Genomic DNA, 12,924 nt, shown 5'->3' with positions numbered 1-12,924 from the left:
TGACTTCAAACCTAGGTATCCACAGCCCTTGGAATCCAGTAACCTGGGGTATTCGAAAAACTGTTATCTGTTTCGCTCATAAATGGGGTTTGATGGACTTCCGACAACTACGCTACTTCCTCGCTGTCGGCGAGGAGTCCAGCTTCTCCCGGGCAGCGCAGCGGTGCTTCATCTCGCAGTCCGCGATCAGCCACCAGATCGCGAAACTCGAGCATGAGCTCGGCACGAGCCTGTTCGACAGGTCTACCCGCTCGGTCAAGCTCACCCCCGCCGGTATGCGGCTGATGCCGATCGCCGCGGAGGTACTGGGGCTCGAAGCACGAGCGCTCGACGTGGGCACCGAACCCCGGGACAGCATCCGCATCGCGGCAAACATGAGTTTCGCGACGCAGAGCCTCGACGCGATCGCACAGGTACGCGAGCGGCACCCCAACCTCGACGTCGAGTTCGTCCTCAAGGATTTCACCGATCGCGTCAATTCCGTCGCCTCCGGCGAAGCCGATCTTGCACTGATCCGCGGGGAGGTGGACCGCCCCGGGCTCGAGACAGTGCGACTCGGCATCGAGGATCTGGTGATCGTGACCTCCGGCCACCACCCGCTGTCGGCATTCTCCACCGTCGACCTTGGGGAGCTGGCCCACTTCCCCCTGCTACTCCCGCCCAGGAACAGCCAGGTGCTGCTGCATCGGGTCGTCGAGGACGCCTTCGTCGAGGTGGGGCGGCGTGTCCGTCTCGGGCCGGCGATCGCCAGCGACCACACGGCCACCCTCGAAGTCCTCACCAATCCGCGTGCGTGGACGTTGTTGTATGCCAGCACCGCAGCCGAGACCCCCACCAGGGGGTTGAAGTTCATGCGCGACAATCGTCGCCTGCTGCAGGTTCCGGTGTGCGGGGTGGTCCGCAACGGCACCACCCCGACACCCGAGCTCGAGTTCCTGGTTCAGGCCCTCGCCCATTCGATTGTGCCGACGAACGACGGCGGGCCTCCGATACGCGACTCCATCAGCTGACGTTGCCACCATCGCCGACTCGATGGTTCACACCACGGTGCCCGCGGACACCGGATTACGAGGGAGCTCCCCCGTCTGTCACTTATGCCCGCTGCGTGCCAATGCAACGAGTTGCCGTGGCGTTGCAGTTGGCAGGTACGCGCGAGAAATGGCAACACCGATGCGCGGAAGGTCTGCTTCATCACGGAAGCACATGTACACCGGCTCGTACCGCGGGTTGAACTTCATCTTGAACTGATGCAGCGACCGAAACCCGTAGAACGGTTCGAGGGCTCGGCCGAGCAGGTCCAGTCCACCGTCGAGACCACGCAGGGGTGCGTCGGCACCAGATCTCGCCAGCGGCGCCCCGGACAACGAAACGAACTCCATACCTTCATCTTTGAATGCCAGTACCGAACGGGCAATCAAGAACTCGATCATGTTGTTGGCACCGGGTCCGGTACGTTTGCGCATCACGTCGAGAGTCCAGCCACCGAGACGATCGCCACCGCGGAACACGGGAATCCACGAGAGGACAGCTTGTACGGTGCCCGCGGTATCGATGGCGAGCGCCACTCGCACATCGTCGTCGAGAGCTTCTTCCACGGTACCGAGCGTGAATCCCATTTCGGGAAGATCCTTTTCACCGACCCATTGTTCGGAGATCGCGCGGACCTGCGCCAGGACTTCCTGATTCTGCTCCCGAAGATTTCCGAGAACAAATGCCGTGTCGGCTTTTTCGGCTTTGTTCAGCGCCGAGCGCACCTTCTGCCACTTCTTACCCGTCAACTGGAGGCCGGGTAGGTCGATGATCGTGTCTTCGGCGATCTGCAGCACCAACCATCCCCGCTGCCGGGCCAGGTCTGCGGCCTGTTCGGACACCGAGAACAAGCAAGGGATCACGGCTTGTGATTCGGCGAAGCGAACGAAGTCGTCGACCAGTTCCGGCTGTGCGGCGGTATCCGCGACCGGATCTGCAAGCGCGATGACCATTCCCGCGTGCCGCCGGTAGCCGATCACACCGCCGCCATCGGCGGCGAAGAAGTAGTCCATCCCGGCCCAGGTGATCATCCAGGACATGGTGCTGCCACCGTGCCGGCGGATGAGGCGACGAACCGAATCGACGACATCACCCTCGGGTGCCCCTGCGACACGTCGACGTCTCGTCACGGTGAATGCGCTGCGCCCCGAGAGGAGCAACACTGCTTCCCCCGCCCACAACAGGCCGGTTCCTGCCGTCAGGGCACCGATACTCTCGAAATCCGTGGCAATCACCAGAATCACAACGGTCAGGGTGGCCACGGCAACGACACAGGAGTACAGCACGGTGAGCCACCACGCCCACCGGCGGCCGCGGCGCAATTGCTCTGCCAGTGCCACCGCAACCAGCGCGGACACCGCCGTGGACCATCCGGAAGCCTCGTGCGCCTCTGTCGGTCCGAAGGGCCCATCGCCAGGGAAGAAGAACACCACCACATGCACGGCGGCGATCACCCACAATCCGGCCGATGCGACCAGACGCGCTTCGCGGCGCGTACGCGGTCGCAGTCCGTGTTCCGTGCGTGAACACCAGCGTTCACCGACCAGAACGAAGACCACGAACGCGATCAAGTGAGTCAGATCAGCAAAGCGACCGAGAAACAAGAATCCCACGATGACATAGCCGTAGAGCAAGGCGCGGCTACGTAATCGCCATGGCGACAACACCGTCGCCGTTGCCGCGGCGAGCACCGCGACGACAGCGGTGGTGGCACCCACATCGCGCACGTCCGCCAGCTCCGACGCCCACGTCCACCGGACTGCCTCTCCCAGCATCAGTACACCGCACGCGCCGAGCACTCCCACTATCTGGCCTGTCGCAGCGACGACCGCGGTGATGCGGGTACCCAGCCGCCACTCTCCGATCGCGAGCCCCACCGCAACCAGGACGATCACCGAGACGTACTGCGCCGGCGAGAGCCCCAACCACGGACCGGTCAGGACCGTCCACCAGTGACCGTCGCGCAATGCCGGCACACCGTACGCGACAGCGTCGAACCACGATGTCGTCTCTACCGAACGCCACAGACCCTGCGACACCACGCCTGTCACCAGCAGCGCGACGCACACCGACACCGTCAGCGGAAACCGTCGGATTACTTGTCCGGCTCCCGCCATCGGTGCCGGGGAGCCAGTTTCTGTCGGAATTCGAGAATCGGCGGCAATGTCGTTGCTCATACCCAGCCCTTGTCGAATGTGCGGAATTCCGCCGACGCCACGGTGGTGGCGCTATCGGTTCACCGAACGCGCCGTCAGGTACCGACGCGATCCAGAATGACCTGTTTGGCGGAAGCCCAGGCCGGGGAATCGACATTCCCGAAGTCGCCGTGGCCGACCCCGTCGAGAACCTGCAGTTCGGCCGGATCACCAGCGGCCTGCGCCGCTTCCACATACGTACTCGACTGCACCGGATTCACTGTCTGATCGGCCGTTCCGTGCATGGCGGTCACCTCCAGGCCGACCGGAAGATGCTCGATCGGTGACGCAATCGCGTAGCGGTCGGGATGATCCTCGGGCATTCCGTCGAGCAAGCCGCGCACGAATCCATCGTGGCCAGCAGTGGCTGCGAGTGACAGATCGAACACGCCGGCCATGATCGTCGCGCTCACCGGCCGGATTTGTGGTTGCGCACCTGGGGATTCCGGGGGGAGGGTGTGGCGCCCCGCGATCCACGCGGCGAGATGCCCTCCCGCCGAATGCCCTGCGAGGTGCACACGCTGCAGATCGAGGCTTCCCCCGGCTGCGTCCTGCACCGAGGTCGCGAGCGCTTCAGTGGCGTCGTCGGCATCGGCAAGAGTGACGGGCCAGCCGCCGGTGCCGTCGACACGGCGGTATTCGATGTTCCAGACCGCGACACCTTCGTCGGCGAGCGATCGAGAGAGCGGTTCGAAGTACGACAGGTCGTGATCCTCGAGCCATCCGCCACCGTGCACCATGACCACCACCGGGTGCGGGCCATCGCCCCCCGGCAGGTGAAGGATTCCATAATTGTCGGCGTCCTCGCCGTAGGACACGTGAATGGTTTCCGGCCGCGCATCGACCTCGTCGGTGGTCGTATCACTCGGCGACTCCGAACAGCCGGCAGCAACGACCATTCCCATCACGAGCAGAGTAGTTCGCAAACCTACCGATCGGATCGATTTCATTCGTCACACCCTTATTGTCGAAGCACTGGATTTCCGTGTGTAAGCACTTTCCGTGTGTAAGCACAGAGCGCCACCGATACTGCCCCCTGAGGTACCTCTGCATAGTATGTCGAACTGTGCCAGGGTGAGACCGAACAACACGCATTACTGCACACGAAAATTGTTGACCACCGGCCACATCGGGATACCGCCGTTTCGCAGCTGCCGATCATCCGGTGTTCGTGCAATTTTCGACGTATCACGACACGAACACGGATACTCAGGTATGCGGGTTCTGTCACTGTCGGCCAATCATCGCAATACCAGACCGCTCCGCTTCCAAAGGAGAGTTTGTTGAGTGCGTTTGTCGTAGTGGGCTTGTGCGTGGGGCTGCTGTGTGCGCTCGGGGCACGGATGGTCGCCCGGCTTCGCCTGGCGGCACCGCTGGTGATGGTCCTCGCCGGAATCGTCGTCTCGAGCCTGATGCACGAAGACCTGACCGACCTGCTGGATGCGCCTGCCACCGAACACGCAGTCGAACTGATCCTCGCGCTGCTCTTGTTCGTCGACGCCACCGAGGTCCGCGGCGGAGTCTTCGGAGGTGAACGTGCTGTGTCGACGCGCCTGCTGGTCGGGGCGCTACCACTCTCACTGCTCGGGGCAATTGTCCTCGGCGTTGCATTGTTACCGTTTACCTCTGCCGCCGTACTCGTCGTCGTTGCGTGTGTGGTCGTACCGACCGATCTCGCACCGGCGTCCGGCCTTTTACGCGACAGCAGGGTGCCGGAGAGAGTGCGGCGGCTTCTCAACGTCGAGAGCGGCTACAACGATGGAATCGTCGCGCCCGTGTTCGTCGTCGCGCTCGCAATGCTCGGTGAGGACCACATCGATGAAAACTTCAGTGAAGCACTGGTGCACGGCATCCAATCATTGCTGATCGCCGGCATTGTCGGCACTGCCGTCGGGTTCGGCGGGTCGTGGCTGGCCAGACTGTCCACAGGGCGAGGCCATACCACGGCACAAGGCGTGCGGATGGGTGTGGTTCTGCTGGCGCTTCTTGCCTATGCCACTGCGGGAGCGCTTTCCGCGAACGGGTTCATCGCGGCCTTCGTCTGCGGTATCGCCTACCACGCCGCTCGGACCACAACCGGCACGCTCGACGAGTCCGAGCTGGAGTTGGCGGAAGACCTCGCCACGTTGAGCAGCATGGCCATGTGGTTCCTCTTCGGTGCCACCGTCTCCTACCTGTTCGGCCTGGGATTGCCCGGCTGGGAGGTATTCGTCTACGTGGCTGTGGCGTTGACGCTCATCCGGTTCGTCCCCATCTCGTTCTTCCTCGTCGGCTCCGACCTGACGACGCCCGACAGACGCGCCCTCGCCCTGCTCGGCCCCCGCGGTACCGCATCGATCGTGTTCGGACTCTTGGCATGGCAAGGTATCGACGATATCGACGACGCGTCGCTGGTGCTCTATGTCATGGCCGCCACCGTCCTCGGTAGCGTAGCTTTCCACAGCTTCACCACCGAACAGATCGGGAGAAGATACGCCCGCACCAATTCCCTCATCTCTCATCCCTGAGTCATGTGAACGACAGCGGACTCCCGGCGTCGCGGTGGGCAGTCCGAGACAACGAGAACCTCGCCCCGGCGATACGGACTCACCACACGGGAGCGGGTGCGTTCAGCAATGAGCAGGCGCAGGCACCCGTTGTCCGGGTGCGCGTCACGCACGAGATAGCCGCCCACCGCCCCAGGGCCGAAGATCTCCTCACTCGCAACGATCGTTGCTGAGCCGAATCGCAGCCGCGCACCACGACAAGCGAGGTCGTCGACTTCGAGGGCCGCGAACCACTTGTCGAAAGCTCGCAGTAGGCAGAGCGTCTGTTCATCCTCGACAGCAGTGTCGATGACGACTGCGGTGTCCTGCAGTACATCACCGCCGTCGACGCGGAAGACGCTGGTGCCGGTAACCGACCTCGCGGGATACCGCACCCCGAGCAGATGCGGACGTGCCTGCATCCGGGCGTGCGCGCGCCGGGAGGCGAACGGTAATGCCGGTGCGCCCCGTACGTACCCCACGAGAGCCACCATCAGAGCAACAAGACCCAGAGTGCGGACGGCGATCGACACCACCTGATTCTCGATCTGCGTCGATGTAGGTCCGATCGTCTGGGCCAGAAGTACTACCGCGACGAGCCCACCCAGCACAGCACACAGCAGAGTTCCTTCCGAGAACGGCGTGTGCACATCTCGCCGGAAGTTCTCGAGGATGGAGATGTCGGGAGTGTCCACGGCTCGCTCCTGCCGCAGGTGAGACGGCGCGAGCGTGGATACGGAAGGTATCCAGGCGGTATCGGATCGTCCCGGCCACGGTGCGTACGACGGCGTGTGTGCCACGACGGTTCCTCACAATATGCTCGTGCGTTCAGCTGTTTCCCCAAGGGACTTTTCACCGGGGCGTGAATCCCCACCGGTCATCGTGCATCAGCGCATGATCGAGGCACGACGCGACGACCGGGCACTCGCGACAGAATCGCAGCGGCATCCTGTTGGACGCTCCTGATGTAGCCACGTGGAAGCAGACCTCGCTCGCACTGAGCGCGTCCGCAGCGACGCTGAACGGATGACTGGAAGCAGGATCGGGTAACACCGTCACGACCTCCTGCGGTCGAGGTGCACAAATCTCACGCCGCTGCTGCGGAGCGTGGCGACCGCCGAGTGCAGCCCCGACGCAGTGCCAGACGACGGCTGGTTCATGTGCGCGAGAATGATGGCGCCGTCCGGGGCTGCGAGCAATTGCTTCTCCACGACCGCAGGACTGGCGGTGGCACCGAAATCTGCGTTGACGGAGAAACCGGCGATGCGGACTCCGAGATCACGAGCAACCGCTACAGCGACCTCGTCGTAGTGCGCAGTGCCCGCGCGGAACCAGGTGCTCTCCACACCGAGGCTACGGAGCAGACGGCGATTGGATTCGACCTCCTCGACCACCTCGTCCACATTCGCGGTGCCGGCGATACCGTACGCGGCTCGTCCGGTAACCGATAGCGGGACATGAAGAGAACCGTGATTCTCCACGCGCAGCATTGGATTGGCAGCAAGCTTCTCGGTCTCGGAACGATTGGCTCGTATCCACCGCTCGTTGAGGAATACCGTCGCTGGGATCGCATATTCCGTCAGAGTGGCGAGGATCTGTGTATCGATGCCTGATCCATGAGCGCCACCGCACGCATCGAGAGTCAACGCGATGGTGTGGATTCCATCGGCTGACGGTGCCAGAGTCGAGTCGATCTCCGGGAGGTCGGTTCCCCACAGTTGCGGAATCTTCCTCGAGAAACTGTTCACGTCGACAGCGGTGGCCGAGGTGGCTTCGGCAGCCGATGACGATGCGGGCGACGGTCTGGAGAATGCTTCCATCGGAGCAGGTTCGGACTGTACTGCAACCGGGGCGCTTCGGTTGCCACACGCTGCCACTACGGCGGGAATCGCGAGGGCACCGAGGGCGAGTAGTCGGCGACGAGCGATCCTGCTGGCGAGAAGTTCGTGTACCACGGGGATCGTGCTGTGCACGGATCGCGTCAAGGTGTTGTCGGTCATGTGGAGCGCATTCTCCGCGGTATGAGCTCAGATGCCCGGAGCATCTGCAGCGACAGGTGAAAGAGTCTGCAGTTCGGCGAGCACGTGCGGGTCTTGTAGTTCCATCCACTCCACGACATCGGAGTAGGTGGCGCAGTAGGTATCAGGCAGTCCGCATACGTCGGCCATGAACTCTGCAGTGGCAGGGTTGAACGCGTTGCCGTTCCACTCGTTGAAATGATTGGCGACCACCAGCGGTGCCCGGTTGCCGTTGTAGGCTTCGTCGAACATGTGCCGATACGTTCCGATGGTAATCTCGGCGGCACGTTCGGCGGTATGCGGCTGGTCCTTCGCGCCGTTGAGCGTGTACCAGAAGTTGTAGTCGAGCGCGGTCTGCCGCTTACCGAGCGGTGGTGAGTACACATAAGGAATGGGGAATTCCCAGATCCCGTCCACCTTCTGCGGCCAGGCGATGCCTGGTTCGGATGCGGGCATCGACGAGTCCCAGGTCATCCCGTGCTGGTGCCACGCCGGGATCAGTTGATCCAGTCGACCTTCCAAACATTGGGTGCGCCCACCTCGAACTTCGTCCCCGTCGAAGAGCAGATCCGGCCCGGTGGTGATGCCGTTGTTTGTACGCCAGTTGTTCATCAGTGAGAAGAACTGGTCGAGTTCATGTGTCCAGTCGGCACTTGTCCATTGATGGCCGTGGTAACCGGCCCCATTGCAGAAGTGGCCGACGTAGTGCGTTCCCATCTCATGCCCGGCCTGCCATGTGCGGTTGAGGTAGCCGATCTGTTCGATCACCGCATCCTGGTCTCCACCGAAAGCAATCGCCGCGTTGCCGGGAGCATGACCCGGGCCTTGATAATGGTGCGCGTTGCCGTCAGTGAGGAAGTACAGGCCCGTCATCAAGGCGGAAAAGCGGGCATCAACCCGATCGGCGGTCTCGAGGAACATATCCCAGTTCGGTGTCAGGCCAACACCATCGAACGAGAACAACACGAACTGCGGAGGCGTCTGCCCTGGAGTCAAGGGCACCATCGGGACGTTCGACTCCGCCCGCACAGTCGCAGGTTCCGACTCTGGGGGTGGCGTCACAGCGAGCGATCGACCCGACGCGGGATCGAGAGCCTCGACGTCGTCGGTAGCCGCATCGTCGTGACCACGAGCAGCTATGCAAGCGCCGACCAGGGCAACGCAACCGATCGCCATCGCCAGTCGCATCCTCTGCCGTATCCGAATTGAGCGCATGCCTCCCCACCTCCGCAAACGATCCGTCTGAAATCAGGTGACTGGAGCAAATCCTTTTGACAACAAAGGATTTTGATGGAAAACCGGCGTCGTGGCATCCATCATTCCCCGGTCACGGTAAGGGTTCACCGAGCCGAGACCACAGCCTCCCCGCCGCGGTCAGTCCAGGAAAACTTAACTTATGAATCGGGCGAAAGCGAAGGCTGGAGGTGCGGCAAGTCCGCTTTCCATTTCCAACTCGTCGGTAACATTGGGAAGCCCGGAAGAAAACCCCACGTCACGCGGCATACTTTGCGACTTCACAAGCGATTCTTGTCATTACCACCAATTTTTTTGTCGATGGGCGAGACCGCTTGGACCGCGCTTCCGCCGAAGCGGACATACAGTGTGCGGTTGGTGGACCTCTACACGCACGCGATCATCCTCGAGCTGGCCACCCACAAGGAACATGGAGATTCGAATGCGCCTGAGTACGCGAGCCGCTCTCACTTCGGCGACCGTCGCCGCCATCGCGACCGTCGCCGCCGGATGCAGCAGCAACAGCGCCGACAGCCCCGACCTGCCGTCGACCACTACATCTTCCTCAAACGTCGCCGCGTCAACCAGCACGACCACACCATCACCCGCCACCACCGCGGTCGAACTCGTCGGTCCCAGTCGCGCACCGCTACCAGCCCCGAGCCCCACTCATCCCGCTGCTCCCGCACCAGCTCCGCTGACAGACGTCGACTGCGGCCCCGTCACCGGCAGCAACGGCGCCGACGCCGACGTCATCGCATTCGCGTCCGACGCCGGCCGTGCCGGCTGCACCGACGCGATTACCATCGCCGGCGACTACGTCGGAGCTGCCCGCACGGGCGATGCAGTCACCGTCGACGGATGGACCTGCGAGCCCCAGCCCGACACCACGTTTCCGCACATCTGCTTCAACGACAGCCTCCACATCGGACTACGTGGCGCCGCTGCTCCGGCTACTCCGCCTCCTCCAGCATCGTCGGTCGTCCGTACTCCGGAGCCGAACTCGACACCGCACCGGGTCGACCGCACCGAGCCGCCGGCTCCCGCCCCTGCTGCGACCGTCGACGACGTGAACTGCGGACCCATCACCGACGCCGGCGGGGCCACCCGCCATGTCATTGCCGTCGGCACCGCAGCGGGCCGTGTCGGCTGCACAGACGCGATCACCGTCGCCACCGACTACGCGAGCACCATCGCACCCACCGACACCGTCGCCGTCGACGGTTGGAACTGCCAAGCCGCAGCCTGCCACAAGGACGGCCTCACGATCGGATTGCGCGACAACTGACGTCCTCCCGAATCGGCAGACCTCGCCCCCGAACCCACTGGCCAGCATGGCGGGCCGGTCGAGAAGGGCCGGGTTTGCGAAAAACGTTGTCTCACAATTACTCCAGGACCCACATGGCTCTGATGGTCAGGTGTCGGCTTCCGGTCGAAGACCCAACTCGAACGCATGTCCTCCCCGGACAAAGGACCAACAACAAGGTTCACGAACTCCACAAACGCTACTTGTGGAGCAGCAACTACCCAGGGCCTGCCAGCATCAATAGGGGGTGGTTTCGCCTGAGCACACGGTAGAAACCGCTCGGGTCAATACTTTCACTCCGACAACTGCGCGCGATCTCGATTCATGAACTAAAGTTCGATTGGGCGCTATCGGTATCACAGAGTCTTCGCACAGAGTCGCCGAGCAGTGGCATCGCACAATTCCCTGCAGGTTCGTTACATACAACACAGAATTGCCGTACGAGCGTTCATGAAACCGGGATACACACAGGACCGGTACACACGCGAGGGGAGAAGATTATGACAGTACCCGAAAGCCGTGCCCGACACCGTGGCGAGCACGAGTTGCGACCTGCAGGTTTGGGGATTCGGTTTGCCGCCCGCCTTGTTGATGCTCTCATCGTCGGAGCGGTCCTGTTCGCCATTCTTGCTGGTCTGGGTAGCGCTGGCGATCTTGTTATCACGGTGTCGGCCACCGCCGTTGCCGGTTTTGCCTACTTCATCGCATGCGAATCTCTTTTCGGCGCCACCCCGGGAAAGATGCTCTTCGGTTTACGTGTGAGCGGTCCGAATTCCGGTCATCCGACCGTGTTACAGGCCACCGTCCGCAACCTGTTCATGGTTACCAGCGCTGTTCCCTACATCGGTGGCCTGGTGGATCTTGTCCTTCGGGTCATCATCGCCGTCACCATTCACAACGATTCTTCGAAACAGGGCATTCACGACCGTTGGGCGGGCGGCACACGCGTGCACCAGTACCGTTGACAACCCTGAACCCACTATTTAGGAAAAGGTACCCATGATTCGCCGAATTGCCATCACATTCGCCGTAGCCGCATTTGCGTTGTTGACCTCGGCTTGTAACGACGACGGACCTGCACAGTCCGAAACGAGCAACCCCACCGGTGCATCGACCTCGGCGAGCATCGCCCCGATCGAGGGCAGCACCACAGAAGGTGATTGCGAAGGATCCATCTGCCACAACCCCAACCACGGCGCCGGCACCAACCCTGCCGAAAACGGCGGCGCAGTCATGCAAAACCCACAAGGCGGCAACGAAACCGTCCCCTGCGAAGGATCCATCTGCCACAACCCCAACCACGGCGCCGGCACCGACCCCGCCGAAAACGGCGGCGCAGTCATGCAAAACCCACAAGGCGGCAACGAAACCGTCCCCTGCGAAGGATCCATCTGCCACAACCCCAACCACGGCGCCGGCACCGACCCCGCCGAAAACGGCGGCGCAGTCATGCAAAACCCACAAGGCGGCAACGAAACCGTCCCCTGCGAAGGATCCATCTGCCACAACCCCAACCACGGCGCCGGCACCGACCCCGCCGAAAACGGCGGCGCAGTCATGCAAAACCCACAAGGCGGCAACGAAACCGTCCCCTGCGAAGGATCCATCTGCCACAACCCCAACCACGGCGCCGGCGAGTAGGGCTACTATCCGACGAACCACGCATAATGCGCTCGCACTCCCCGGTTCGGTGTCACCGCACACATCGAACCGGGGTATGCCCGACAGCGGTGCCCCCGGGAGAACCAGTGTCGAACGAATCGCTCATTCCGCATAATGGATCACGTCCCTACGCACCTCAGTCTTGGTACGACTGGTTCTTTCACGTCCTCATTATCGTCGGACTTGCGATCTTTGCACTCACGGTGATTCCAGAGATCATCGACTTTCCTGCTGGGCTTGCCATCGGACTGCTCGGCATGTTCGTTCAAATTGCCATGTTTGCTGCGATATGCCGTTTCCTTCTCCCGCCCAAGGTTTTTCCACGCAGGCGTAGCGATGTCCTGGCGGCGCTCCTGTGGGGAGGGTTGGCAGCCACGGGGCTTGCCTGGCATCGCGAACAGCTTGGGGTCAGGGAGCCTCATCGCGCCTTTCAGCGAGGAACTACTCAAGCTTAGCGGCGTTCTGTTCATACTCAAGTTCCGTGGCCCGAACGTGACTGTGGCCCAAGGGTTCGCCATCGGATTTCTCGTTGGCGCAGCATTCGAAATCGTCGAGAACTTCGAGTATACGGTCGGCCCACCTGATGACAGGACGGTGATGTCAGCGTCCGAAAGTGTTGCCACCGCATTCTCCCGCACGTGGATCGGGTTCGGGATTCACCCCATGCTGGTTGCACTCAGTGGTGCCGCGTTGGCCTACGCACTGATATACCGGGGCAGGTGGCTCCGTCTGGTCGGCATACTTGCAGTGACAATCTCACTTCACGCAGCCTGGGACTACGCGCCGGGGATTGGAGGCGCAGCTTCTGTCGTCCTACTGATAGCGGCATACTCGATCATCGTGCTGGCTTTCATAATGATGCGCCGAGCCGTACTCAGGAACGCTGAGCTGGACGCTCCCCCAAGCCACCCAACCACTACGCAGCAGCAAAGCAAGCAGTGAGGAGCCGCTGTCGG

General features: G+C 62.4%; 12 protein-coding genes. 6 read left to right on the top strand and 6 right to left on the bottom strand.

Annotated features, from left to right (window positions below; all coding sequences use genetic code 11):
• The first annotated feature begins 92 nt into the window (after positions 1–92).
• Complete coding sequence (locus tag ACZI8W_RS09895; protein WP_463368320.1) at positions 93–1,010, top strand: LysR family transcriptional regulator; 918 nt, start codon at positions 93–95, stop codon at positions 1,008–1,010.
• A gap of 78 nt (positions 1,011–1,088) precedes the next feature.
• On the opposite strand, the gene ACZI8W_RS09890 is transcribed toward ACZI8W_RS09895, so the two are convergent.
• Together ACZI8W_RS09890 and ACZI8W_RS09885 are read right to left on the bottom strand one after the other, a co-directional pair.
• Positions 1,089–3,206, bottom strand: coding sequence for a bifunctional lysylphosphatidylglycerol flippase/synthetase MprF (locus ACZI8W_RS09890; protein ID WP_463368319.1), 2,118 nt, complete (start codon positions 3,204–3,206; stop codon positions 1,089–1,091).
• A gap of 74 nt (positions 3,207–3,280) precedes the next feature.
• Positions 3,281–4,129, bottom strand: coding sequence for an alpha/beta hydrolase family protein (locus ACZI8W_RS09885; RefSeq protein WP_463368318.1), 849 nt, complete (start codon positions 4,127–4,129; stop codon positions 3,281–3,283).
• A 378-nt stretch (positions 4,130–4,507) separates the two neighbouring features.
• On the opposite strand from ACZI8W_RS09885, the gene ACZI8W_RS09880 reads away from it, so the two are divergent.
• Positions 4,508–5,731 carry a cation:proton antiporter domain-containing protein gene (locus ACZI8W_RS09880; protein ID WP_463368317.1) on the top strand — a complete coding sequence of 408 codons (1,224 nt, stop codon included), beginning with the start codon at positions 4,508–4,510 and terminating at the stop codon, positions 5,729–5,731.
• On the opposite strand, the gene ACZI8W_RS09875 is transcribed toward ACZI8W_RS09880, so the two are convergent.
• The 4 genes from ACZI8W_RS09875 to ACZI8W_RS09860 all read right to left on the bottom strand — a co-directional run bounded on the left by ACZI8W_RS09875 (position 5,722) and on the right by ACZI8W_RS09860 (position 8,733).
• Positions 5,722–6,444 carry a hypothetical protein gene (locus tag ACZI8W_RS09875; protein ID WP_463368316.1) on the bottom strand — a complete coding sequence of 241 codons (723 nt, stop codon included), beginning with the start codon at positions 6,442–6,444 and terminating at the stop codon, positions 5,722–5,724. The two genes, ACZI8W_RS09880 and ACZI8W_RS09875, sit on opposite strands and share 10 nt — an antisense overlap.
• A 157-nt stretch (positions 6,445–6,601) precedes the next feature.
• Positions 6,602–6,802, bottom strand: a complete 201-nt coding sequence (locus tag ACZI8W_RS09870) for a WhiB family transcriptional regulator (protein ID WP_463368597.1) — start codon at positions 6,800–6,802, stop codon at positions 6,602–6,604.
• A 2-nt stretch (positions 6,803–6,804) separates the two neighbouring features.
• Positions 6,805–7,749, bottom strand: coding sequence for a polysaccharide deacetylase family protein (locus ACZI8W_RS09865; RefSeq protein ID WP_463368315.1), 945 nt, complete (start codon positions 7,747–7,749; stop codon positions 6,805–6,807).
• A 27-nt stretch (positions 7,750–7,776) separates the two neighbouring features.
• Positions 7,777–8,733, bottom strand: a complete 957-nt coding sequence (locus ACZI8W_RS09860; protein ID WP_463368314.1) for a polysaccharide deacetylase family protein — start codon at positions 8,731–8,733, stop codon at positions 7,777–7,779.
• Positions 8,734–9,442: 709 nt separating this feature from the next.
• Here ACZI8W_RS09860 and ACZI8W_RS09855 point away from each other — a divergent pair.
• The 4 genes from ACZI8W_RS09855 to ACZI8W_RS09840 all read left to right on the top strand — a co-directional run bounded on the left by ACZI8W_RS09855 (position 9,443) and on the right by ACZI8W_RS09840 (position 12,910).
• Positions 9,443–10,288: a hypothetical protein gene (locus ACZI8W_RS09855; RefSeq protein ID WP_463368313.1), complete on the top strand. Its 846-nt coding sequence runs from the start codon at positions 9,443–9,445 to the stop codon at positions 10,286–10,288.
• Between the two features lie 518 nt (positions 10,289–10,806).
• Positions 10,807–11,271 carry an RDD family protein gene (locus tag ACZI8W_RS09850; protein WP_463368312.1) on the top strand — a complete coding sequence of 155 codons (465 nt, stop codon included), beginning with the start codon at positions 10,807–10,809 and terminating at the stop codon, positions 11,269–11,271.
• Positions 11,272–11,305: 34 nt separating this feature from the next.
• The gene (locus ACZI8W_RS09845; RefSeq protein WP_463368311.1) at positions 11,306–11,947 is read left to right on the top strand and encodes a hypothetical protein; all 642 of its coding nucleotides are present in this window, start codon (positions 11,306–11,308) and stop codon (positions 11,945–11,947) included.
• 402 nt (positions 11,948–12,349) lie between these two features.
• Positions 12,350–12,910 carry a PrsW family glutamic-type intramembrane protease gene (locus ACZI8W_RS09840; protein WP_463368310.1) on the top strand — a complete coding sequence of 187 codons (561 nt, stop codon included), beginning with the start codon at positions 12,350–12,352 and terminating at the stop codon, positions 12,908–12,910.
• Positions 12,911–12,924: the final 14 nt, after the last annotated feature.

The organism is Rhodococcus ruitaii, from assembly GCF_055230935.1.
Note: the sequence above shows the minus strand (reverse complement) of the source record. Positions and strands in the feature narration are given on the sequence as shown.

Bases quoted from the DNA above. Each gene is read 5' to 3' on its own strand.
- ACZI8W_RS09895 (WP_463368320.1), top strand. From the start codon at position 93: ATGGACTTCCGACAACTACGCTACTTCCTCGCTGTCGGCGAGGAGTCC.
- ACZI8W_RS09890 (WP_463368319.1), bottom strand. From the start codon at position 3,206: ATGAGCAACGACATTGCCGCCGATTCTCGAATTCCGACAGAAACTGGC.
- ACZI8W_RS09885 (WP_463368318.1), bottom strand. From the start codon at position 4,129: ATGGGAATGGTCGTTGCTGCCGGCTGTTCGGAGTCGCCGAGTGATACG.
- ACZI8W_RS09865 (WP_463368315.1), bottom strand. From the start codon at position 7,749: ATGACCGACAACACCTTGACGCGATCCGTGCACAGCACGATCCCCGTG.
- ACZI8W_RS09855 (WP_463368313.1), top strand. From the start codon at position 9,443: ATGCGCCTGAGTACGCGAGCCGCTCTCACTTCGGCGACCGTCGCCGCC.
- ACZI8W_RS09850 (WP_463368312.1), top strand. From the start codon at position 10,807: ATGACAGTACCCGAAAGCCGTGCCCGACACCGTGGCGAGCACGAGTTG.
- ACZI8W_RS09845 (WP_463368311.1), top strand. From the start codon at position 11,306: ATGATTCGCCGAATTGCCATCACATTCGCCGTAGCCGCATTTGCGTTG.